The sequence below is a fragment of the Chromobacterium sinusclupearum genome, assembly GCF_002902845.1.
Taxonomy (GTDB): domain Bacteria; phylum Pseudomonadota; class Gammaproteobacteria; order Burkholderiales; family Chromobacteriaceae; genus Chromobacterium; species Chromobacterium sinusclupearum.
This window is the reverse complement of the sequence record NZ_PPTF01000043.1, coordinates 73,331-94,808: the sequence shown is the minus strand read 5'-3', so window position 1 is coordinate 94,808 and position 21,478 is coordinate 73,331. Positions and strand designations below refer to the sequence as shown.

General features: G+C 61.0%; 19 protein-coding genes. 13 read left to right on the top strand and 6 right to left on the bottom strand.

Features of this window, described 5'->3' with window-relative positions:
* Positions 1-414 (bottom strand): FKBP-type peptidyl-prolyl cis-trans isomerase (locus C2134_RS10865; RefSeq protein WP_103319949.1); only part of this gene is annotated, 414 nt, incomplete at its 3' end.
* A 139-nt stretch (positions 415-553) separates the two neighbouring features.
* On the opposite strand from C2134_RS10865, the gene C2134_RS10860 reads away from it, so the two are divergent.
* A complete protein-coding gene (locus tag C2134_RS10860) occupies positions 554-1,687 on the top strand; it encodes a ribosomal protein uL16 3-hydroxylase (RefSeq protein ID WP_103319947.1) in 1,134 nt (377 codons plus the stop codon).
* Positions 1,688-2,412: 725 nt separating this feature from the next.
* On the opposite strand, the gene bamC is transcribed toward C2134_RS10860, so the two are convergent.
* Both bamC and dapA read right to left on the bottom strand, forming a co-directional pair.
* The gene (gene bamC, locus C2134_RS10850; RefSeq protein WP_103319960.1) at positions 2,413-3,528 is read right to left on the bottom strand and encodes an NlpB/DapX family lipoprotein; all 1,116 of its coding nucleotides are present in this window, start codon (positions 3,526-3,528) and stop codon (positions 2,413-2,415) included.
* Positions 3,529-3,554: 26 nt separating this feature from the next.
* On the bottom strand, positions 3,555-4,430 hold the full coding sequence (dapA, locus tag C2134_RS10845; protein ID WP_103319945.1) for a 4-hydroxy-tetrahydrodipicolinate synthase: 876 nt from the start codon (positions 4,428-4,430) through the stop codon (positions 3,555-3,557).
* 173 nt (positions 4,431-4,603) lie between these two features.
* On the opposite strand from dapA, the gene C2134_RS10840 reads away from it, so the two are divergent.
* A complete protein-coding gene (locus C2134_RS10840) occupies positions 4,604-6,235 on the top strand; it encodes an ABC-F family ATPase (RefSeq protein ID WP_103319944.1) in 1,632 nt (543 codons plus the stop codon).
* A 215-nt stretch (positions 6,236-6,450) separates the two neighbouring features.
* On the top strand, positions 6,451-7,191 hold the full coding sequence (gene fabG, locus C2134_RS10835) for a 3-oxoacyl-ACP reductase FabG (protein ID WP_103319942.1): 741 nt from the start codon (positions 6,451-6,453) through the stop codon (positions 7,189-7,191).
* Between the two features lie 258 nt (positions 7,192-7,449).
* On the opposite strand, the gene cysB is transcribed toward fabG, so the two are convergent.
* The gene (gene cysB / locus C2134_RS10830; protein ID WP_043625171.1) at positions 7,450-8,394 is read right to left on the bottom strand and encodes an HTH-type transcriptional regulator CysB; all 945 of its coding nucleotides are present in this window, start codon (positions 8,392-8,394) and stop codon (positions 7,450-7,452) included.
* A 112-nt stretch (positions 8,395-8,506) separates the two neighbouring features.
* Between cysB and C2134_RS10825 the strand changes: the two genes are divergently transcribed.
* The 9 genes from C2134_RS10825 (at position 8,507) to C2134_RS21205 (ending at position 18,192) form a co-directional block, all read left to right on the top strand.
* Entirely contained in the window at positions 8,507-9,211 is a 705-nt protein-coding gene (locus tag C2134_RS10825) for a phosphoadenylyl-sulfate reductase (RefSeq protein WP_103319941.1), read from the top strand.
* Positions 9,212-9,253: 42 nt separating this feature from the next.
* Positions 9,254-10,912, top strand: coding sequence for a nitrite/sulfite reductase (locus tag C2134_RS10820; RefSeq protein ID WP_103319939.1), 1,659 nt, complete (start codon positions 9,254-9,256; stop codon positions 10,910-10,912).
* Positions 10,896-11,405, top strand: coding sequence for a DUF934 domain-containing protein (locus tag C2134_RS10815; RefSeq protein ID WP_103319938.1), 510 nt, complete (start codon positions 10,896-10,898; stop codon positions 11,403-11,405). The genes C2134_RS10820 and C2134_RS10815 overlap by 17 nt, the downstream gene beginning before the upstream one ends.
* A 239-nt stretch (positions 11,406-11,644) precedes the next feature.
* Positions 11,645-12,331, top strand: coding sequence for an OmpA family protein (locus tag C2134_RS10810; RefSeq protein WP_103319936.1), 687 nt, complete (start codon positions 11,645-11,647; stop codon positions 12,329-12,331).
* Between the two features lie 133 nt (positions 12,332-12,464).
* Complete coding sequence (locus C2134_RS10805; protein ID WP_103319935.1) at positions 12,465-13,400, top strand: bifunctional riboflavin kinase/FAD synthetase; 936 nt, start codon at positions 12,465-12,467, stop codon at positions 13,398-13,400.
* Entirely contained in the window at positions 13,397-16,174 is a 2,778-nt protein-coding gene (ileS, locus tag C2134_RS10800) for an isoleucine--tRNA ligase (RefSeq protein ID WP_103319933.1), read from the top strand. Before C2134_RS10805 ends, ileS begins: the two co-directional genes overlap by 4 nt.
* 72 nt (positions 16,175-16,246) lie before the next feature.
* Positions 16,247-16,729 (top strand): signal peptidase II, encoded by a 483-nt coding sequence (gene lspA / locus C2134_RS10795; protein WP_233163848.1) that lies wholly within the window; start codon positions 16,247-16,249, stop codon positions 16,727-16,729.
* Positions 16,730-16,821: 92 nt separating this feature from the next.
* The gene (gene ispH, locus C2134_RS10790) at positions 16,822-17,754 is read left to right on the top strand and encodes a 4-hydroxy-3-methylbut-2-enyl diphosphate reductase (RefSeq protein WP_103319930.1); all 933 of its coding nucleotides are present in this window, start codon (positions 16,822-16,824) and stop codon (positions 17,752-17,754) included.
* Between the two features lie 201 nt (positions 17,755-17,955).
* Positions 17,956-18,192 carry a hypothetical protein gene (locus C2134_RS21205; protein ID WP_146042134.1) on the top strand — a complete coding sequence of 79 codons (237 nt, stop codon included), beginning with the start codon at positions 17,956-17,958 and terminating at the stop codon, positions 18,190-18,192.
* 25 nt (positions 18,193-18,217) lie between these two features.
* Here the strand turns inward: C2134_RS21205 and xseA are convergent, their stop codons facing one another.
* The gene (xseA, locus tag C2134_RS10785; protein ID WP_233196417.1) at positions 18,218-19,519 is read right to left on the bottom strand and encodes an exodeoxyribonuclease VII large subunit; all 1,302 of its coding nucleotides are present in this window, start codon (positions 19,517-19,519) and stop codon (positions 18,218-18,220) included.
* A gap of 478 nt (positions 19,520-19,997) precedes the next feature.
* On the opposite strand from xseA, the gene C2134_RS10780 reads away from it, so the two are divergent.
* Positions 19,998-20,507, top strand: a complete 510-nt coding sequence (locus C2134_RS10780) for an O-acetyl-ADP-ribose deacetylase (protein WP_199179920.1) — start codon at positions 19,998-20,000, stop codon at positions 20,505-20,507.
* Here C2134_RS10780 and C2134_RS10775 read toward each other — a convergent pair.
* Positions 20,500-21,372, bottom strand: a complete 873-nt coding sequence (locus C2134_RS10775; protein WP_103319927.1) for an ion transporter — start codon at positions 21,370-21,372, stop codon at positions 20,500-20,502. The two genes, C2134_RS10780 and C2134_RS10775, sit on opposite strands and share 8 nt — an antisense overlap.
* Positions 21,373-21,478: the final 106 nt, after the last annotated feature.

Sequence of the window (21,478 nt, the reverse complement as noted above, 5' to 3'; positions counted from 1 at the left end):
CACTTCCACAACCTTGGCGGCGAAGCGGATGTTCATGCCGGCCAGCGGGTGGTTGGCGTCGACCACGGCTTTGCCGTCGGCGATGTCGGTGACGCGGAACAGCAGCAGTTCGCCGGTTTCCGGATCATCGGCTTCGAATACCATGCCGACTTCCACGTCAGCCGGGAACACTTCCAGGTCTTCCACGCGGATCAGCTCTTCTTCCGGATCGCCGAAAGCGTCGTCGGCGGTCAGCTTGACGTCAACGGCATCGCCGACGTTCTTGCCTTCCAGCGCCTCTTCCACCAACGGGAAAATGCCATCGTAGCCGCCGTGCAGGTAGCTGATCGGCTCTTCGGTCTTGTCGAGCAGGTTGTTTTCGGCGTCGAACATCTCGTAGTGGAGCGTGACGATGGTGTTTTTGGCGATTTGCATGAGTCGATTATCCGTGAGGATGGTAAAAAAACTTGACAGGGGCAGGCACCAGGGTGTTCCTTCCTCCGCAAGATAGGGCGTCTGTGCGCCTGGCCGTATTGTAAACCATAGACGGGTGAATGAGCCCGTGAAAAAACCGATGAATACTGTAAACCTGCTGGGCGGCATGTCGCCCGAACAATTTCTGGCCGAGTACTGGCACAAGAAGCCGCTGCTGATCCGCGGCGCCTTGACCGATGTCGGCCCGCATGTCGATTTTTCCGTACTGTCGCAATTGGCGCAGCGCGATGACGCGGAGTCGCGGCTGATCGAATACAAGAAGGAAAAGTGGCATCTGGAGCGCGGCCCTTTCCGCGCCTCGCGTTTCCGCCGGCTGGGCGAAACCGACTGGACGCTGCTGGTGCAGGGCGTCAACCATCACCTGCCGCATATCGACGACATCCTGTGGCGTTTCAACTTCATCCCTTATGCCAGGCTGGACGATCTGATGATCAGCTACGCGCCGCCCGGTGGCACCGTGGGGCCGCATTTCGACGCCTATGATGTGTTTCTGCTACAGGTAGGCGGCCAGAAGCGCTGGCAGATCTCTTCACAGCATGACGATGACTTCATCGAAGACGCGCCGATCCGCGTGCTGAAGGATTTCCGCATGGAGCAGGAGTTCGTGCTGGAACACGGCGACATGCTGTATCTGCCGCCGCATTGCGCGCACTACGGCGTGGCGCTGGAACCGGGCATGACGTATTCGATCGGTTTCCGCGCGCCGCCGGCGCAGGAGCTGGCGACGCAGTTCCTAGTGTATCTGCAGGACCGCATGTGCTTGGACGGCGTGTATGCCGATCCGAATCTGAAGCTGCAGGCCGAGCCGGCCCGCATCGGCGATGAGATGATAGAGCAGGTGGCCGGTTTGCTGTCGCAAATACGTTGGGACAAGGACACGGTGTGCGATTTCCTCGGCCATTACCTGACGGAGCCTAAGGCGCATGTGTTCTATGACGCGCCGGAAGATGAACTCGATGAAGACGAGTTTGCCGAGGCGGTGGCGGCGCGGGGCTTGGCGCTGGATCGCAAGAGCCAGATATTGTTCTGCGACGCCTGCGTCTATTGCAATGGCGAAAAGGTGGAAACTGCGGATGAAGATCTGGATGCCTGGCGGCGTTTTGGCAATCTGCGTCGACTGCCGGCGGGAAGCTATTCCGATGAAATGCTGGCCACGCTGTTCGATGGTTATCTGTCGGGGTACTGGCATTTATCAGACGTTGTTGTAGAATGACCACAAATTCTTGGCTTGTATCGAATTGGCAACGCTCGGAACGTGAATATTTCGCGTGCAAACGCCCGTTTTTGCGTCTGTGCGGCCTATTGGCCGGCTCGGGTCGGCTATGTGGTTTTTTTAGATTTTTGCCCTCTATACAGCCATTTTTTTCGTGATACAATTTGCTCACTGATGGATTTTCAGTCGCGCGGCTTTTCGTCGAGACCGTGCGATAACTGACGTCTTGTTCAACTTATCCTCAAAGGTAAAGAAAAAATGAAACAGTCGCTCCTCGTTGCTGCCCTGCTGGCCGTAGCCCTGTCCGCTTGCGGTAAGAAAGAAGCTCCGGCTGAAGCTTCCGCTCCGGCTGCCGAAGCTTCCGCTCCGGCCGCTTCCGCTCCGGCTGCTGAGGCTTCCGCTCCGGCCGCTTCCGCTCCGGCTGCTGAGGCTTCCGCTCCGGCTGCTTCCGCTGCTAAGTAATTCGCGGAAAGCAACAACAAAAAAACCGGCTTCGGCCGGTTTTTTTGCGTTCTTTTTCCAGGACGTATGTTTGTCTATTGGCTGATTTGATGCAAAAACCACAGAATCGCTTGCAAAATACAAAGCGTTACATACTGGCGATTAGCGCTTGAACGCGCTTGCGCAACGGACTGATCAATCATCAAGCCGGTCAATCAGATGAGTTATGCATAAAAACAGCCCGCATTGCGCGGGCTGTTGCATTTGTGCTGACGGCTGTTGTTTTATTGCAGTTCGGTCTGCAGTTTGCCCAGCGCGGCTTTGACGAATTCGTCGGACAGCGGTTTGCCTTGCTTGTCCTGGATCTGCAGCGAAGTGGCGCCGTTGTTCAGCTCCTGCAGCTTGATCCGGTATTCCTGCTCGCTCGGTTTGACGGTCTTGCCATCGCTGCTCTTCCAGAAGGCCAGGCTGGACCAGAAGCCGCCGCTTTCTTCCTTGTCGGTTTCGCTCTTGGCCGGCTTCACGTAGTACAGGCCTTGCGAGCGGTCGCGGTCGGTGACGACCAGGCCGACGCGGTCCAGCGCCAGGCCGACGCGGCGCCAGGCGCGGTCGAAGCCGTCGGACAGCTGCAGTTGGCCGTCGATGATCGGGTCCTGCGGTTTGACCGGCTTGGCCAGCGTCTGCTGAACCTGGGCTTTCGCCTTGTCCTCGGTCAGGCCCAAACGGATCATGAAGCGGCCAAGCAGTTCGGCTTCCAGGTTCGGGTCGGCCGGGCGGGCCTGCCAGATGGTGTTGGTCTTGCTGTTATCGGCGTAGACCTCTTCCATGCCGCGATGCGAGAAGTACACCTCGGTGCCTTGCGGCGTGTTTTCCAGGCGGATGCGGAACTTGTCGCGCTCGCCGGTGGAGTAGACGCTGCCGAGGCCCACGGTTTCCAGCAGCTTGCGCAGGCCGTCGTTGGGCAGCTTGGCGCGGTTTTCCGCCCAGTCCGTCTCCATGATGCCCAGGCTCGGGTCTTCGGTCTTGATGACGAAGCCGTTTTCCTGCCAGAACGCTTTCAGCACCGGCCACAGCTCGGCGGCCTTCTTGTTGCCGACCAGCAGCCAGCGTTGGGTGCCGGCGCGCTCCATCTTGATGTTGTCCAGCTGGTTCACGGCGACCGGGGAGGATACGGCCGGCGCGGTGGCGTCGTCAGTGGCGGAGACCACGCCATTCGGCAGGTTGTATTTGTTCTGGACTTGCGGCGCGGTCAGGTCCGGCGGCACTTCCAGGCTGTTGCCGGTGGTTTTCGGCGCATCGGACTTGTAGTCCAGATTCTTGCTCAGGGGTTGTTGAGTGCTGCTGCACGCGGCCAACAGGCCGGTTGCCAGCAGGATCGCGACGGACGCGCTGCGTTTCATGCGGACTCCCATCAAGCAGGGGATGATCAAATGACTTCGGCTTGTTTCATGGCCGCTTCAACCACCGCTTCAGCGGAGGCGCTCAGCGGCGTCAGCGGCAGGCGTATGCCGGCGGGGATGCGTTGCATCCGCGTCAGCGCCCACTTGGCCGGAATCGGGTTCGGTTCGACAAACAGCTGTTTGTGCAGGCCTTGCAGCTTGTCGTTGATGGCGCGCGCCTTGGCGGTGTCGCCGGAGGTGGCGGCCACGCACAGCTCGCTCATCAGTTTGGGGGCGATATTGGCGGTGACCGAGATCACGCCATGGCCGCCGGACAGCATGAAGGCCATGCCGGTGGCGTCGTCGCCGGAATACAGCGCGAAGCCTTCCGGCGCGCGCAGCGCCAGGTCGCAGGCGCGCCCGATGTCGCCGGTGGCATCCTTCAGGCCGACGATGTTCGGGTGCGCAGCCAGGCGCAGCGCGGTGTCGTTGCTCATGTCGGCCACGGTGCGGCCCGGCACATTATAAAGAATGACCGGCAGCGGGCTGTGGTCGGCGATAGCCTTGAAATGTTGATAGATGCCTTCCTGGGTCGGCTTGTTGTAGTACGGGACCACGGACAGCACCATGTCGGCGCCGGCTTCGGCAGACAGGCGGCCCAACTCGATGGCCTCGCTGGTGGCGTTGCCGCCGGCGCCTGCGATCACCTTGATCCGGCCTGCGGCGTATTTGACCACCGCTTTGACCACTTCGATGTGCTCTTCCACCGACAGGGTGGCCGATTCGCCAGTCGTGCCGACGGCGACGATGCCGGATGTGCCGTTTTCGATGTGGAACTCAACCAATCGTTGCAGCGCCGCAAAATCCACCTCGCCGTCGTTAGACATCGGGGTCACGAGCGCTACCAAGCTGCCGGTAAGCATAGTTCTGCCTATCTGGAATAAGGATTTACAAGGTTTACGATTGTAGCGGAATTCGTCTGGCTGGCAAAAGTTCATGGCGAACAACCGCGGGAGGCTTCGGGAATTCATGGCGCTTGTGCTAGAATCCTACGTTTTTCCGATACTTACGGCTTACGGCTGAAGGATCCTCAAGCGTGATTACCACAAGCAATATTACGATGCAGTTTGGCGTGAAACCTCTGTTCGAGAAGGTTACCGTCAAATTCGGCGAAGGCAACCGTTACGGCCTGATCGGTGCCAACGGTTCCGGCAAATCCACTTTCATGAAGATTCTGGGTGGCGACCTGGAGCAAACCGCTGGCGAAGTCGCCATCGAGAACGGCTTGCGCCTGGGTAAACTGCGTCAGGACCAGTTTGGCTACGAAGATCAGCGCGTGATCGACGTGGTGATGATGGGCCATACCGAGATGTGGGCGGCGATGAGCGAACGCGACGCCATCTACGCCAACCTCGAAGCCACCGAAGAAGATTACATGCACGCGGCCGAACTGGAAGCCAAGTTCGCCGAATACGACGGCTATACCGCCGAGGCGCGCGCCGGCGAGCTGTTGATGGGCGTGGGCATTCCTGTGGAGCAGCACTTCGGCCCGATGAGCGAAGTGGCGCCGGGCTGGAAGCTGCGCGTGCTGCTGGCGCAGGCGCTGTTCTCCAATCCGGACATCCTGTTGCTGGACGAACCGACCAACAACCTGGACATCAACACCATCCGCTGGCTGGAGAACGTGCTCAACGAGCGCAACTCCACCATGATCATCATCTCGCACGACCGCCACTTCCTGAACTCGGTGTGCACGCACATGGCGGACTTGGACTACAACACCATCCGCATCTACCCGGGCAACTACGACGACTACATGATCGCCTCGGCCCAGGCCCGCGAGCGACAGCTGAGCTCCAACAGCAAGGCCAAGGAGCGCATCCAGGAACTGCAGGAGTTCGTGGCCCGCTTCTCCGCCAACAAGTCCAAGGCGCGCCAGGCAACCAGCCGTCTGAAGCAGGTGGACAAGCTGAAGTCCGAAATGGTGGAAGTGAAGCCATCCAGCCGCCAGAACCCGTTCATCCGCTTCGAGATGGACGACAAGTTCAAGCTGCACCGCCAGGCGGTGGAAGTGGAAAACCTCAGCAAGGCCTACGACAACAAGGTGTTGTTCAAGGACTTGAACCTGATCTTGGAAGCCGGCGCCCGCCTGGCCATCATCGGCCCCAACGGCGCGGGCAAGACCTCGCTGGTCAAGCTGCTGGCCGGCGCATTCGATCCCAAGTTCGCCGAAGGCCTGACCGCCGACTACGGCACCATCAAGTGGGCGGAAAAGGCGCAGATCGGCTATTTCGCCCAGGACCACGAAGCCGAATTCGACAGCGACGCCACTCTGACCGAGTGGATGCGCGAGTGGGGCCAGGAAGGCGACGACGAGCAAGTGATCCGCGGCACGCTGGGCCGCCTGCTGTTCGGCGGCGACGAGGTGGGCAAGCCGGTGCGCGTGCTGTCCGGCGGCGAAAAGGGCCGCATGCTGTACGGCAAGCTGATCCTGCAGAAGCCGAACGTCATGATCATGGACGAGCCGACCAACCACATGGACATGGAGTCGATCGAGTCCCTGAACATGGCGCTGGAAAAGTACAAGGGCACGCTGATCTTCGTTTCGCACGACCGTCAATTCGTGAGCTCTTTGGCCACTCACGTGCTGGAGCTGGACGGCAAGGGCGGTTACGACTACTACACCGGCAACTATGAAGATTACCTGGCCAGCAAGGGCCTGGAGTAATTTGGTTACGAGCTGTCGCGGCTCGTAACTTTACCGGCGGGAGGGGGTGCGCTATATTGCAGTGCACAAACTCCCGCCTTTTTCATGCGTCCCACTCAGGCGCGATAACAATAATCAGGGACCCGGCCAGGGAGGTCGATGCCGGAGACATCTGGTCCTCATCCGCCCTCGGGCGACCTGATGAGATCTGCAAAGCAGTGAGAGAAGGAAACCATATGCGCTTAAAAGGGAAAGTCACCATCATCACCGGCTCCGCCAGCGGCATCGGCAAGGCTACCGCGGAGAAGTTCGTCAAGGAAGGCGCCATCGTCGCGGTGTGCGACCTGAACCAGGAGGCAGTCAACTCCGTGGTCGGCGAGCTGAAAGCGCTGGGCGGCGAAGCCTATGGCTACAAGGTGGATGTGACCAACAAGGGGCAGATCGCCGAGATGGTGGCGGATCTGAAAAACCGCTGCGGCCGCATCGATGTGCTGGTCAACAATGCTGGCATCGTGCAGGACGCGCAACTGACCAAAATGACCGAAGACCAGTTCGACAAGGTCATCGACATCAACCTGAAGGGCGTCTACAACTGTGCCCGCGCCGTGGTGGACACCATGGTGGAGCAGGGCGGCGGCGTGATCCTGAACGCTTCGTCCGTGGTGGGCGTCTACGGCAACTTCGGCCAGACCAACTACGCGGCGGCAAAGTTCGGCGTCATCGGCTTCGTCAAAACCTGGGCCAAGGAGCTGGGCAAGAAGGGCATCCGCTCCAACGCCGTCTGCCCTGGTTTTGTCGCCACGCCCATCCTGAAGGCCATGCCGGAAAAGGTGTTGCAAGCGATGGAAGACAAGGTGCCGATGCGCCGCATGGCTGATCCGGTGGAGATCGCCAACGTCTACGCATTCCTGGCGTCGGACGAGGCCAGCTACATCAACGGCGCCGCCATCGAAGTGACCGGCGGCCTGACGCTGTAAGCGCTGCGCCGGCATCATGGAAAACGCCCCGCTTGCCGGGGCGTTGTCGTTTTGGCCTGATGCGATGGCGCATGCCAGGCATTTCAGTTGAGCCACGAAATCCACGAAAAACACGAACCATCAAGGGGTGAGCCTTCCGGGTATTCGGTTTGACGATGTGGGCCGGCGACTTACCGCTTTCGTGTCATTTCGTGGGGTTCGTGGCAATGAACTGCTTGGGTTTTGCGCTTGTCGCTGCGGCCGGGCTGGCTGGAGAAGCTATTCATCCAGATCCACATCATGCGCCAGCAGCGCCGAATCCACCTCGCGGCGATGCAGGTGCGGCGCGAACAGCTCGATGAAGGTGTAGGCGAAGCCGCGCAAATAGGCGTCCTTGCGGATGCCGATCTTGGTGGTGGACGGTTCGAACAGATGGCTGGCGTCTATCGCCACCAGATGGCGGTCGCGCTCCGGCTCGAAGGCCATGCTGGCGATGATGCCCACGCCCAGCCCCAGCGAGACATAGGTCTTGATCACATCGGTGTCGATGGCGGTCAGCACCACGTTGGCGTTCAAACCCAGATCGGCGAAGGCCTTGTTGATCTTGGAGCGGCCGGCAAAGGCGAAATCGTAGGTGACGATGGGGTACTGGGCGATGTCGGCCAGCGAGATCGGATGCTTTAGCTCTGCCAGCGGATGGCCTGCGGGCACCACCACCGAGCGATTCCACTCGTAGCAGGGCAGCATGGCCAGCTCCTTGTACAAGGAGATGCCCTCGGTCGCGATGGCCAGATCGGCTTCGCCGGAGACCACCATTTCGCAGATCTGCGTCGGGCTGCCCTGTTTCAGCGACAGCCGCACCTTGGGGTAGCGGCGCACGAATTCGGCGATGGCCTGCGGCAGCGCGTAGCGAGCCTGGGTGTGAGTGGTGGCGATGGTCAGCGCGCCTTCCGATTCGCGCGAGAACTCCTCGCCGACGCGCTTGAGATTCTGCGCCTCGCGCAGGATGCGTTCGGAGATGCGCAGCACTTCCTTGCCTGGTTCGGAGACCGATACCACGCGCTTGCCGTTGCGGATGAATACCTGGATGCCCAGCTCATCCTCCAGCAGGCGGATCTGTTTGGAGATGCCCGGTTGCGAAGTGTGCAGTTTCTCGGCCGCTTCCGAGACGTTCAATCCCTGCTTGGCCACTTCCACCAGATAGCGCAGTTGTTGTAGCTTCATGTTGACGGCCTGTCCTCTATAAAACCTGTAGTCATTAAATACTAACACAATATTCTTTTAGGTTTATAAGCCCTTTGGTTAGGATGAGCTCGAACCATTCCCGGAGCGCTTGATGAGCTTGGAATCCAAACTGGCCGCTACCACGGCGCTGCTGCAAACCATTGCCGCCGAGCATCCCGATGCCTTGCTGGCCAACAGCTACGGCGCCGAAGACATGGTGCTGACCGATCTGATCGCGCGTCTGAACCTGCCATTGCGCAGCTTCAGCCTCGATACCGGCCGCCTGCCGGCGGAAACCTATGATCTGATGCAAAAAGTAGCCGAGCGCTACCCCAGCCATCCGGTCACGGTGTATTTCCCGGACACCGCCGCCACCGAGCAATACGTCAACCTGCACGGCATCAACGGCTTTTACCAGAGCGTGGCGCTGCGCCAGTCCTGTTGCGCGGTGCGCAAGCTGGAGCCGCTCAAGCGCGCGCTGGCAGGCCGCTCCGCCTGGATTACCGGCTTGCGCCGCCAGCAATCGCCGACGCGGCAGGATCTGGCGGACAAGCAATACGACGCCGACAACAGCCTGTGGAAGTTCAGCCCCTTGCTGGAGTGGAGCGAGGCCGAGGTGTGGCAGTACCTGAAGGAAAACCAGGTGCCGTACAACGCGCTGCACGACCGCCACTATCCATCGATAGGCTGCGCACCCTGTACCCGCGCCATCAGCGTGGGCGAGGATGTCCGCGCCGGCCGCTGGTGGTGGGAAAACCCGGAAACCAAGGAGTGCGGGCTGCATGCGAAGGCTAGCCCGCTGCAAAGCCCCGTCTGACCCGCCGGCCATCGCCGTCGGCATTCCCGCTGGAATCCAACCATGTATCGATACGATGAAGTAGATCATCGCCTGGTGCGCGAGCGCGTCGACCAGTTCCGCGACCAGACGCGCCGCTTCCTGGCCGGAGAGTTGTCGGAAGATGAGTTCCGTCCGCTGCGGCTGATGAACGGCCTGTACATCCAGCGCCACGCGCCCATGCTGCGGGTGGCCATCCCGTACGGCCATTTGCGCAGCGAGCAGCTGCGCAAGCTGGCCGACATCGCCCGCCGCTACGACAAAGGCTACGGACACTTCACCACCCGCCAGAACATCCAGTTCAATTGGCCGGCGCTGGAAACCGTGCCGGACATCCTGGAGGAGCTGGCCACCGTCGAAATGCACGCGATCCAGACCTCCGGCAATTGCGTCCGCAACACCACGACCGATGCCTTTGCCGGCGTCTCCGCCGATCAGTTGTTCGATCCGCGGCCGTATTGCGAGATCATCCGCCAGTGGAGCACGCTGCATCCGGAATTCGCCTTCCTGCCGCGCAAGTTCAAGATCGCCGTGTCCGGCAGCGTGGAGGACCGCGCCGCCACTATGGTCCACGACATCGGCCTGCACGTCAGCCGCAACGAAGCCGGCGAAGCGGGATTCCGCGTCATCGTCGGCGGCGGCTTGGGACGCACGCCCATGGTGGGCGAGGTGATCCGCGAATTCCTGCCCAGGCAGCACCTGCTGACCTATCTGGACGCGGTGCTGCGCGTGTACAACCGCTTTGGCCGCCGCGACAACAAGTACAAGGCGCGGGTCAAGATCCTGGTCAAGGCGATGACGCCGCAAGGCTTCGCCGCCAAGGTGGAGGATGAATGGCTGCATCTGAAGGATGGCCCGGCCACACTGCGCGACGAGGATGTCGCCCATTACGCCAGCTTCTTCGCCGATCCCGACTATCCTCCGCTGTTGGACAACCCGGCAGAGCTGACAGGCCTCTTGGCTGAAGACAAGGCGTTTGCCCGCTGGTATGAGCGCAACACCCGCCCTCATCGCCAGCCTGGCTATCGCTCCGTGGTGCTGTCGCTGAAGGAAACCGGCGCGCCGCCGGGCGACATCACCGCAGAGCAAATGGAGGCGGCGGCGGACTGGGCGGACCGTTTCGGCTTTGGCGAACTGCGCGTCGCGCATGAGCAGAACCTGGTGCTGCCGGATGTGGCGCAGAAAGACCTGCACGCCTTGTGGCAGGAGGCTCGCCGGCACAGAATGGCCACGCCGAACATCGGCCTGTTGACCGACATCATCAGCTGCCCGGGCGGGGATTTCTGCTCGCTGGCCAATGCGCGGTCGATTCCCGTCGCCAATGCGATCCAGCGCACTTTTGATGATCTCGATTATCTGTACGATCTGGGCGACATCGCCTGCAACTTCTCCGGCTGCATGAACGCCTGCGGCCACCACCACATCGGCAACATCGGCATCCTGGGCGTCGATAAAAACGGCGAGGAGTGGTATCAGATCACGCTGGGCGGCAGCCAGGGCAGCGACACCGCCATCGGCAAGGTGATTGGACCCTCATTTGCGCAGGCCGATGTGCCGGTGGCCTTCGGCAAAATCATGCAGGTTTATCTGGAGCGGCGGCTGGATGGCGAGCGCTTCATCGACACCCTGCGCCGCGTCGGCGTGGAACCATTCAAGGAGAGGGTCTATGCCCCGGTACATTAAGGATGGCAAGGCGCAGATCGATACCTGGACGCTGCTGCGCGCGGACGAGTCAGGCGCGCTGCCCGCCGCGCCCGCCGACGCGGATGTGATCGTGCCGCTCGTGGCCTGGCTGGCCGATCCGGCAGGCTGGCAGGCCCGGCCGGGGCGCGTAGGGGTGTGGCTGGCGCCGGATGACGAGCCGGCGCGGCTGGCGCCGTATCTGGCCAGCCTAGCCGTGATAGCCGTTGACTTTCCGGTTTTTACCGATGGGCGTGGTTATAGTCTCGCCAGACTGCTGCGGGAGCGTTATGATTTCGCCGGCGAGCTGCGGGCCGTCGGCGACGTCTGGCAGGATTTGATCCATCCTCTGTGGCAGGTAGGTTTTGACGCCTTCCTGATCAAGGATGGCAAGGCGCTGAATGAGGAAGATTATTACAATACCTTCAGCGATGGCTATCAAGTGACATATCGGCAGCCGCAACCACTGTTTCGCCGGCGCGTCACACTATCGTAATGTGTCGCGTGTGAGAGACAGGTCTTAACGATAATTAGCGAAATGTGATGCATTTGTGCAACGTTTGGCAGGCTTGCCGGCCGGCCTCGTGTTGACATGGTGTTGCTGGATTCCTATAGTGCGGGTTAACTGCATCAACACAGCATGTAGCCATCTCTGATGTTTGCAGTCAACTTGTTCGCGTGGTCTTTGCGTCAGCCCGCATTGCTACCCATTTTATAGATTAAAGAGGGAATAACATGACTAAACAGCTGAAACTGAGCGCACTGGTTGCCGCCCTGTTGGTTTCTGCTAGCGCTTTTGCTGCTAAACCGGGTTATGCCGTTGACCAGTCCACCGACTCCGTGGTCCGCAACAACTATGGCGAATGCTGGCACACCGGCACCTTCGACAAGGCCGCCAATGGTCTGGTTGAGTGCGGCGACCGCGAAGCAGCCAAGCCGGCTCCGGCTCCGGTAGCTCAGAAGCCGACCCTGGTTCCGATGAAGGAAAAAGTGACTCTGTCCGCCAAGGTGCTGTTTGACTTCAACAAGTCGGTTCTGCGCGCTGACGCCAAGAACGAACTGGACCCGCTGGTTGCCAAGCTGAAGGCTCACGCTGGCAAGGGCTACCTGAACGGCGTGGAAGTTGACGGTTACACCGACTTCATGGGTTCCGACAAGCTGAACAACGCTCTGTCCCAGAAGCGTGCTGACGCCGTTAAGGCCTACTTCGTGAACGAAGGCGTGCCGGCTGACAAGGTTACCTCCGTAGGCAAGGGCAAGGCCGAAGCCAAGATGACCGAAGAGTGCAAGGCCAAGTTCCCGAAATACGCGAAGAACAAGAAGCAAAATGCCGAAATCAAGGCTTGCATCGAGTCTGATCGTCGCGTTGAAGTTGTGATCGACGCCGTGAAGGAAACCATGGTTGAGCAACCGGCCAAGTAAGCCAAACGCTCCGATTGGAAAAGCCCCGCGCCATGCGGGGCTTTTTGTTTGCGCGTCAGATGGATGACGGCTGGACGCTATTGACCGCGGGCGGCTACAATCGACGGTTTCAGGACGTGTACAAAGACCGCAAATGCAGGTATTTCTGGGGGATCCGCGTCGTTTCGCCCTGCCGGGCTGCGCGTTGACCATAGGCAATTTCGATGGCGTGCACCAGGGGCACCGCCGCATGCTGGAGAAGCTGCGCCAGGAGGCGCAAGCGCGGGCATTGCCGACGGCGCTGCTGACGTTCGAACCGCATCCGCGCGAATTCTTCAGCCGCGCCAAGCCGCCGGCCCGGTTGTCCACGCTGCGGGACAAATTCGTCTTGCTGCGGGAGCTGGGTCTGGTGGACTATGTGTTTGTCTACCGTTTCAATCACAGCTTCGCCAACATGACGGCGGCGGATTTTGTCGACCAGGTGCTGGTTGAGCAATTGCAGACGCGTTATCTGCTGATCGGCGATGATTTCCAGTTTGGCGCCGGCCGCCAGGGAAATTTCCAGTTATTGGCCGATTGCCGGCATTTTGCCACCGAGGCGATGCCGTCGGTGCTGGTGCAGGGCGAACGGGCCTCCAGCACGCTGGTGCGGGAGAAGCTCGCCGCCGGCGATCTGCCCGCGGCAAACGCGCTGCTGGGGGACATCTACCGGATTTCCGGCAAAGTCATGCATGGCAAGAAGCTGGGCCGCACCATAGGTTTTCCCACGGCCAACATCCATTTGCCGCATTTGAAGCCGGCGCTGCAGGGGGTGTTCGTGGTTGAGGCGGATACGCCGCACGGGCGGCTGGGCGGCGTGGCCAGCCTGGGCCTGAACCCGACGGTCAGCGACACGCCGGACTACAAGCTGGAAGTGCATCTGTTCGATTTCGCCGGCGACCTGTACGGCCAGCGGCTAACGGTGCGCTTCCTGAAAAAACTGCGCGACGAAGCGCGCTATGATGATTTGGCCACCCTGGTGGCGCAGATCGAGCGCGACGCGGCCAGCGCCAAGACCTATTTGACAAGTTTGCAGCGAGAGCAGGCATGACCATTGATTATCGTAAAACCGTAAACCTGCTGGATACACCTTTCGCCATGCGCGGGGATCTGGCCAAACGCGAACCGGCCTGGGTCAAGCGCTGGCAGGAAGAGAAGCGCTACGACAAGCTGCGCAAGCTTTCCGCCGGCCGCCCCAAGTTCATTCTGCATGACGGTCCGCCGTACGCCAATGGCGACATTCACATCGGTCACGCCGTCAATAAGGTGCTGAAAGACATCATCGTCCGCTCCAAGACGCTGGCCGGTTTCGACGCGCCGTATGTGCCGGGCTGGGACTGCCACGGCCTGCCGATCGAGCTGATGGTGGAAAAGCTGCACGGCAAGGATATCCCGGCCGCCAAGTTCCGCGAGCTGTGCCGCGAATACGCCAAGGAGCAGATCGCCCGCCAGAAGAAGGACTTCATCCGTCTGGGCGTGCTGGGCGATTGGGACAATCCGTATCTGACCATGGATTTCAAGACCGAGGCCGACATCGTCCGCACCCTCGGCAAGATTTATGAAAACGGCTACCTGACCAAGGGCGAGAAGCCGGTGCACTGGTGCATCGAGTGCGGCTCGTCGCTGGCCGAGGCCGAAGTCGAGTACGAAGATAAAGTATCGCCGGCGATAGACGTCGGCTTCAAGGTGGTCGACGCCGACAAGGCATCCGCCGCTTTCGGCGCGGATGCCGCCGACGCGATGGCCGTGATCTGGACGACCACGCCGTGGACCTTGCCGGCCAACCAGGCTGTCGCCGTCGGCGCCAACCTGGATTACCAGCTGATCGACACTCCGAAGGGCAAGCTGATTTTGGGCAAGGACCTGGTCGAATCGGCGATGAAGCGCTACGGCGTCGAAGAGTGCCGCGTGCTGGGCGAGGCCAAAGGCCAGGCGCTGGAACTGATTGCGCTGCAACATCCGTTCTACGCCCGTCAGGTGCCGGTGATCCTGGGCGACCACGTCACCACCGATGCCGGCACCGGCCTGGTGCACACCGCGCCGGCCCACGGCCTGGAAGACTTCCAGGCCGGCCTGCAGTACAAGCTGCCGGTAGATAATCCGGTCGCCGACAACGGCCGCTACAAGAGCACGACGGAGATTTTTGCCGGCATGCTGGTATGGGACGCCAATGCCCGCGTGATCGAAACGCTGGAAGCCAACGGCGCGCTGGTGCACCAAGCCAAGCTGGAGCATAGCTATCCGCATTGCTGGCGCCACAAAACCCCCATCATCTTCCGCGCCACGCCGCAATGGTTTGTCAGCATGGACCGCCAGGCCCACGGCGGCGAGACGCTGCGAGAGATCAGCCAGCGCGCGGTGGATGCCACCGAGTTCTTCCCGTCCTGGGGCCGCGCCCGCCTGGACGCGATGATCAAGAACAGCCCGGACTGGTGCGTATCGCGCCAGCGCAACTGGGGCGTGCCGATGACCTTCTTCATCCACAAGGAAACGGGCGAGCTGCATCCGCGCTCCGCGCAATTGCTGGAAGAAGTGGCGCTGCGCATCGAGCAGCAGGGCATCGAAGCCTGGTTCAGCCTGGACGCCAAGGAGCTGTTGGGCGAAGAGGCCGAACACTACCGCAAGCTCAGCGATACCCTGGACGTGTGGTTCGACTCCGGTTCCACCCACTTCGCTGTGCTGAAACAGCGCCCGGAGCTGGCCTGGCCGGCCGATCTGTACCTGGAAGGCTCCGACCAGCACCGCGGCTGGTTCCAGTCATCCTTGAAGACGGGTTGCGCCACCATCGGCCGCGCGCCTTACAAACAGCTGCTGACCCATGGTTTTGTGGTGGATGGCAAGGGCATGAAGATGTCCAAGTCCAAGGGCAATGTCGTATCGCCGCAAAAGGTCAATGATAGCCTCGGTGCCGATATTCTGCGTTTGTGGGTGGCATCGACCGACTATTCCGGCGAACTGGCTATTTCCGACGAAATTCTGAAGCGCGTGACAGAAAGCTATCGCCGTCTGCGCAACACCATCCGCTTCCTGCTGGCCAATCTGTCCGATTTCGATCCGATCGAGCACGCCGTGCCGCTGGCCAATATGGTGGAGCTGGACCAGTACGCGCTGCTGCGCGCGCGCCAGATGCAGGAAAAGGTGGTGGGCGAGCTGTACTCCCGCTACGCCTTCCACCACGTGGTGCAGGAAGTGGTCGGCTACTGCTCGGAAGATCTGGGCGCGTTCTACCTGGACGTGATCAAGGATCGCCTGTACACCACTCAGGCCGACAGCCGCGCCCGCCGCAGCGCCCAGACCGCGCTGTACCATATCACCCGCAGCCTGTTGCTGATGGTGGCGCCGATTCTGTGCTTTACCGCCGACGAGGCGTGGAACGTGCTGGTGGACAGCGAGGAAGAGTCCACGCTGTACCACATCTGGCACGAATTCCCGGCGCAAGCCGTGGAGCGGGAGGAGGCGCTGTCCATCAAGTGGCAAGCCATCCGCGAGCTGCGCGCCGTGGTCAACAAGGAAATCGAGGAACTGCGCAGCGCCGACAAGCTGGGCTCCTCGCTGCAGGCCGAGGTGGAGATCGATGCGCCGGCCGACTTGGCCCGCCAACTGCTGAGCCTGGGCGAAGAGCTGAAGTTTGTATTGATCGTGTCCAAGGTGACGGTGCGCGAGGCGGCCGAGCTGGCCATCCGCGTATCGCCTGCCGCGCATGAGAAGTGCGAGCGCTGCTGGCATTACCGCGCCGATGTGGGCAGCCATGCCGGCCACGGCGCCGTCTGCGGCCGCTGCGTGGACAACCTGGACGGCCAGGGCGAGCAGCGTCTGCACGCCTGATCCGTCGGTAACGGGGCCGCGCGGGCGGCCCCGTCAGCAATGGGAAACCCATAAATGGATTCTGCAATGACTATGCCTGGCGCAAGCCGCTGGTCCAAGTGGTTCGTGCTGGCGGCGCTGGTTGTTGTGCTGGACCAGATCAGCAAGCTGTATTTCAACGGCAACTTCCAGTACGGCGAAGTGCGTCAGGTGATAGCCGGCTTTTTCAGCTTCACCCTGATTTACAATCCGGGCGCGGCGTTCAGCTTTTTGCATGATGCCGGCGGTTGGCAGAAATATCTGTTCACCATCCTGGCTTTCGCGGTGTCGGGCTGGCTGGGCTGGAGCATCGTCAAGGGCCGCTTCAGCGGCGTGATGAATCTGGCTGCCGCCTTCATCATCGGCGGCGCGCTGGGCAATGTGATAGACCGCCTGGCTTACGGCCACGTGATCGACTTCATCCTGGTTCACTACTACAACCAGTGGTACTACCCGGCGTTCAATCTGGCCGATTCCTTCATTTGCGTCGGCGCGGCGCTGATGGTGCTGGACAGTTTCAAAAAGCCATCGCGTTGAGCGGACTAGGATTGGATTCAAAGCAATGGCCCGCGGTGCGGGCCATTGGCGCATGCGCCGGGTAAAACCCTGGCTTGAATAAGGAAATACGGATGTCGAAGACCATCATGCTTGCCAACCCGCGCGGCTTCTGCGCCGGCGTGGATCGGGCCATCGCCATCGTCGAACGCGCCATCGAACTGTATGGCGCGCCCATCTATGTGCGCCACGAAGTGGTGCACAACCGTTTTGTGGTCGATGATCTGCGCGCCAAGGGCGCCGTGTTCATCGAGGAGTTGAAGGACGTGCCGCCTGGCAGCACCTTGATTTACTCCGCCCATGGCGTGCCGCTGTCTGTGCGCGCCGAAGCTGAGGCCTTGGGCCTCACGGTGTACGACGCCACCTGTCCGCTGGTGACCAAGGTGCATATCGAGGTCAAGCGCATGCGGCAGGCGGGCATGGAGATCGTCATGATCGGCCACGCCGGGCATCCGGAAGTGGAGGGCACCATGGGCCAGGCCGATTCCGGCATGTATCTGGTGGAGAACGAGGCCGATGTGGCCAAGCTGCAGGTGAGCAATCCAGAACAGCTGTCCTATGTCAGCCAGACGACGCTGTCGGTGGACGAGACGCGCGACATCATCGCCGCCTTGAAGGCGCGCTTCCCGGCCATCCATAGCCCCAAGAAGGATGATATTTGCTACGCCACGCAGAATCGCCAGGATGCGGTGAAATTGCTGGCCGAGCAGTGCGACATGGTCGTCGTGGTGGGCTCGCCCAACAGCTCGAACTCCAACCGCCTGCGCGAAGTGGCGGCGCTCAAGGGCGTGGACGCTTACATGGTGGACAATGCCGATCTGCTGAAGCCGGAGTGGTTTGTCGGCAAGAGCCGAGTCGGCGTGACTGCCGGCGCCAGCGCGCCGGAGGTGCTGGTGCAGGCGGTGATAGACCGCATCAAGTCTTTCGACATCAGCCAGGTGACGGAACTACCTGGCGTGGAGGAGACGACGGTGTTTGCGCTGCCGCCCGCGCTGCGGCCGGCTTGATTTATCCAGTTTCGCCGCGAAAAGGCCGCCCGATTGGGGCGGCCTTTTTGTTTATTCCAACAGCGGGGTTTTTGAGTCTGGAGGCGAAAAGAATGTATACGTTAATTTACAGATCGGCACTATTTGAATAGGATAATGGAATGAAATCTATATCAATGCGCCGACGCCAACTGATAACTTTTTTGCCGGATGAACATCTCTATGAAATCTATTAAGGCTCTCTTGCTGTTGTTAGTTCTACTGCTGTCTGCTTGCGCTGTAACGCCCTCCAGCATTAAGGAAAGCGAGGATGATCAAAGCTGGAACGCTCCAGATTATTCGGTAGGTAGTAATATTCCACATCATGCCAATGGTCGGACGGAAACTTTGTCTGACCAAGCGCAGCAAGAGCTTGCCAATCAGATCTTGAATGGCAACCCTGCTAGGGTTAACAAATAAGTTGCCTGTACTTTCATTCTGAGAGCTAGAACGGAAGTTCCGGCTGCACGCCTTGCGGATGTTCGATCCGCGCCTCGGTGCTGCCTTCGGCCAGCCGCAGCGTCACTCTTTCATGGTCTTGAAGTTCGGCCGGGTTCTTGACTGCCTGGCCGTTCCGCTTTTGCACGATGGCGTAGCCGCGCGCCAGCACCGCCTCGGGGTTGAATGCGGTCAGCGTGGCGGACAGTTGCGCCAGTTGCTGGCTGCGCCGCTCCAGCAATCGATCCTGCGCGCGTTGCAGCCGGGCTTGCTGTTGTTGCAGGCGCTGGCTCTGCGCAGCCAGGTCCGGCTGATGACGCGTCAGGTGGCTGGCTGCCAGTTGCAAGCGCCAGCGGCCCTGATCGAACATGGTGTGTACCCGTTGCCGCAGGGTTTGGGACAGGGCGCCAAGCTTGTCGCGTTGCGCTTGCAGCTTGGAGCCGGGGTGGGTCAGCCGGCGTCCCAGGAAGTCCAGCTGCTGCGTCTTGTCGGTCAACAAACGGCCCAGCGCCCGTTCCAGCGCGCGCTTGGCCTGTTCCAGCTGAATGGCCAGATGCTCGCGGTTTGGCGACACCAGTTCCGCCGCCGCGGTCGGCGTCGGGGCGCGTCGGTCGGCGACGAAGTCGCAGATGGTGAAGTCGGTTTCATGGCCGACGCCGCTGACGGTCGGGATCGGGCAGGCGGCCACGGCGCGGGCGACGATTTCTTCATTGAACGACCACAGGTCTTCAATGCTGCCGCCGCCGCGGCAGATGATCAGCACGTCGGCCTCGCGCCGCTCGCCGGCCTGGCGGATGGCATTGGCGATCTGCTGCGCGGAGCCTTCGCCCTGAACCTGGGCAGGGTAGAGAATGAGCGGAATGCCGGGCATGCGGCGTCGCAGCGTGCTGACTACATCGCGCAACGCGGCGGCGGCCGGCGAAGTGACGATGCCGATGGCCGCCGGATGGGCCGGCAGCTCGCGCTTGCGGCTGCTGTCGAACAGACCCTCGGCCTGCAGCCGCGCTTTCAGCCGTTCGAACGCTTCGTACAGGCGGCCTAGGCCGGCGGCGCGCATCTCGCCGACACTGATCTGGAATTCGCCGCGGGCCTCATACAGCGTCACCTGGCCGCGCAGCTCCACCTGCATGCCTTCCTGCGGGCGGAACGGCAGCAAGGCCAGTTTGTGGCGGAACATCACGCAGCGCACTTGGGCGCCGCCATCTTTCAGCGAGAAATAGCCATGGCCGGATGCGGCCAGCGTCAGGTTGGAGATTTCCCCGCCTATCCAGACTGGCGGGATGCCTGCTTCCAGCAGGTCGCGCGCCATCCGGTTAAGGGAGGAGACGCTGATCACATCCTGGTTGCGATCAAGAAAATTAGGTCTTGTCAAGTGATCCACAATCGCTCGCTGGAGTAAATATTCAATCTTGGCCACGGAACAAGCGTTGGCGTAGCGTTTGATATCTGACTGAATAATCAATCAAATCAATGGTTTGATAAAATCTGTCCCCGGGTGGGCAAAAGCAATGCAAGCCAATGGCTGCGGGCGTTTACCGCAGCTATGCACCGGCTTATCAACAAAGTTATCCACAGCCGGCGGCAGAATTCCGCAAGGCCACGGCTAGGCTTGGCAGAGCGGACTTTATCGCCGTACGTCAGCTTGACGTGATGGATAAAGGCTGAGTAAGCACTTGCTATTTGAACCCGGATGGCGACTGTCGCAGCCGCAACAACAGGCCGCGCAGCCGCAAGGCTACATGATAGCAATCGCGCTACCATCAGGTATATCAAACTGGGGGATGAATATGGACGCACTGCTGCGCAGCATCCAAGCCGACATCACGCAGATGGATGTGGACGCCATCGTCAACGCCGCCAACAACAGCTTGTTGGGCGGTGGCGGCGTCGATGGCGCGATACATCGCGCGGCGGGGCCGGCTTTGCTGGAGGCGTGCCGCGCGCTGGGCGGTTGCCCGACCGGAGAGGCGAGGCTCACGCCGGGCTTTAATCTGAGGGCGGCTTATGTGATCCATACCGTGGGGCCGGTATGGCAGGGCGGCGACCATGGCGAGGCGGCCTTGCTGGCCGCCTGCTACCGCAACAGCCTGGAGCTGGCGCGCTTGCATGAGGCGCGGCGCATCGCTTTCCCGGCCATCAGCTGCGGCGTGTATGGCTATCCCTTGGACGCGGCGTGCGAATTGGCGGTCAGGGAGTTGCGGTCCTGGTTGTCGGAACGGCCGCACGCCCTGCGCGAAGTCTGGCTGGTGGCCTTCGATCCGCGCGCGCTGGAAGCCTACCAGCGCGCGCTCAGCTGACTTCGCCTTTGGCTGGGCGCGGCAATTGACCTCCGCAATGCTTGCAGTACTGGGCGTCCCAGTCGTGGCCTTCGCTAAAGCAATGCGGACACAGCCGGGTGGCCGAGCGATTGTCGCTGCTGACGGGGTCGGGCACGCTGCGGGCGATTTCGGCGCTGACGATGCCGGTGGGCACCGCGATGATGCCATAGCCGGTAATCATCACCAGGCTGGCCAGCGCCTGGCCCAGCGGCGTTTTCGGCGTGATGTCGCCAAAGCCGACGGTGGTCAGCGTGACGATGGCCCAGTAGATGCTGATCGGAATGCTGGTGAAGCCGTGCTCCGGGCCTTCTATCACGTACATCAGCGTGCCCAGCACGATCACCAGCAGGATGACCGTGACCAGAAAGACGGTGATCTTGCGCCGGCTGGCCAGCAGGGCCCGCCGCAATTGCGCGGCCTCGCCCAGGTGGCGGCTGAGCTTCAGTATGCGGAACATCCGCAGCAGCCGCAGAATGCGGATGTCGGCGAGGAAGCGGCTCTCCGGAATGAACAGCCCCAGATACAGCGGCAGGATGGACAGCAGGTCTATCACGCCGAAGAAGCTTTTGACGTAGCGCAGCGGCTTGTGGACGCATACCAGCCGCAAGGTGTACTCAATCGTGAACAAGATGGTGAAAGTCCAGTCCAGCACGGTCAGCAACGTGCCGTACTGTTGCCGGATAGAGGAGACGCTTTCCAGCATCACGCAGGCGACGGACAGCAGGATGGCGATGATCAGCGCCATATCGAAAATTCGCCCGGCGCGGGTATCGGCCTCGTAGATGATGATGTAGAGCTTGCGGCGCCAGCCGGATAGCGGAATCAGATTTTCCTGGGTGGGCATGGGAATCTTGCCTGTGTTGCATTGACTATAACAAAGCCGGTTAGAGAGTATGGCCGGCATTTGGTTTGCTGGATATAAGCAAAGAATATTAGGCTGCCTGTCTGGC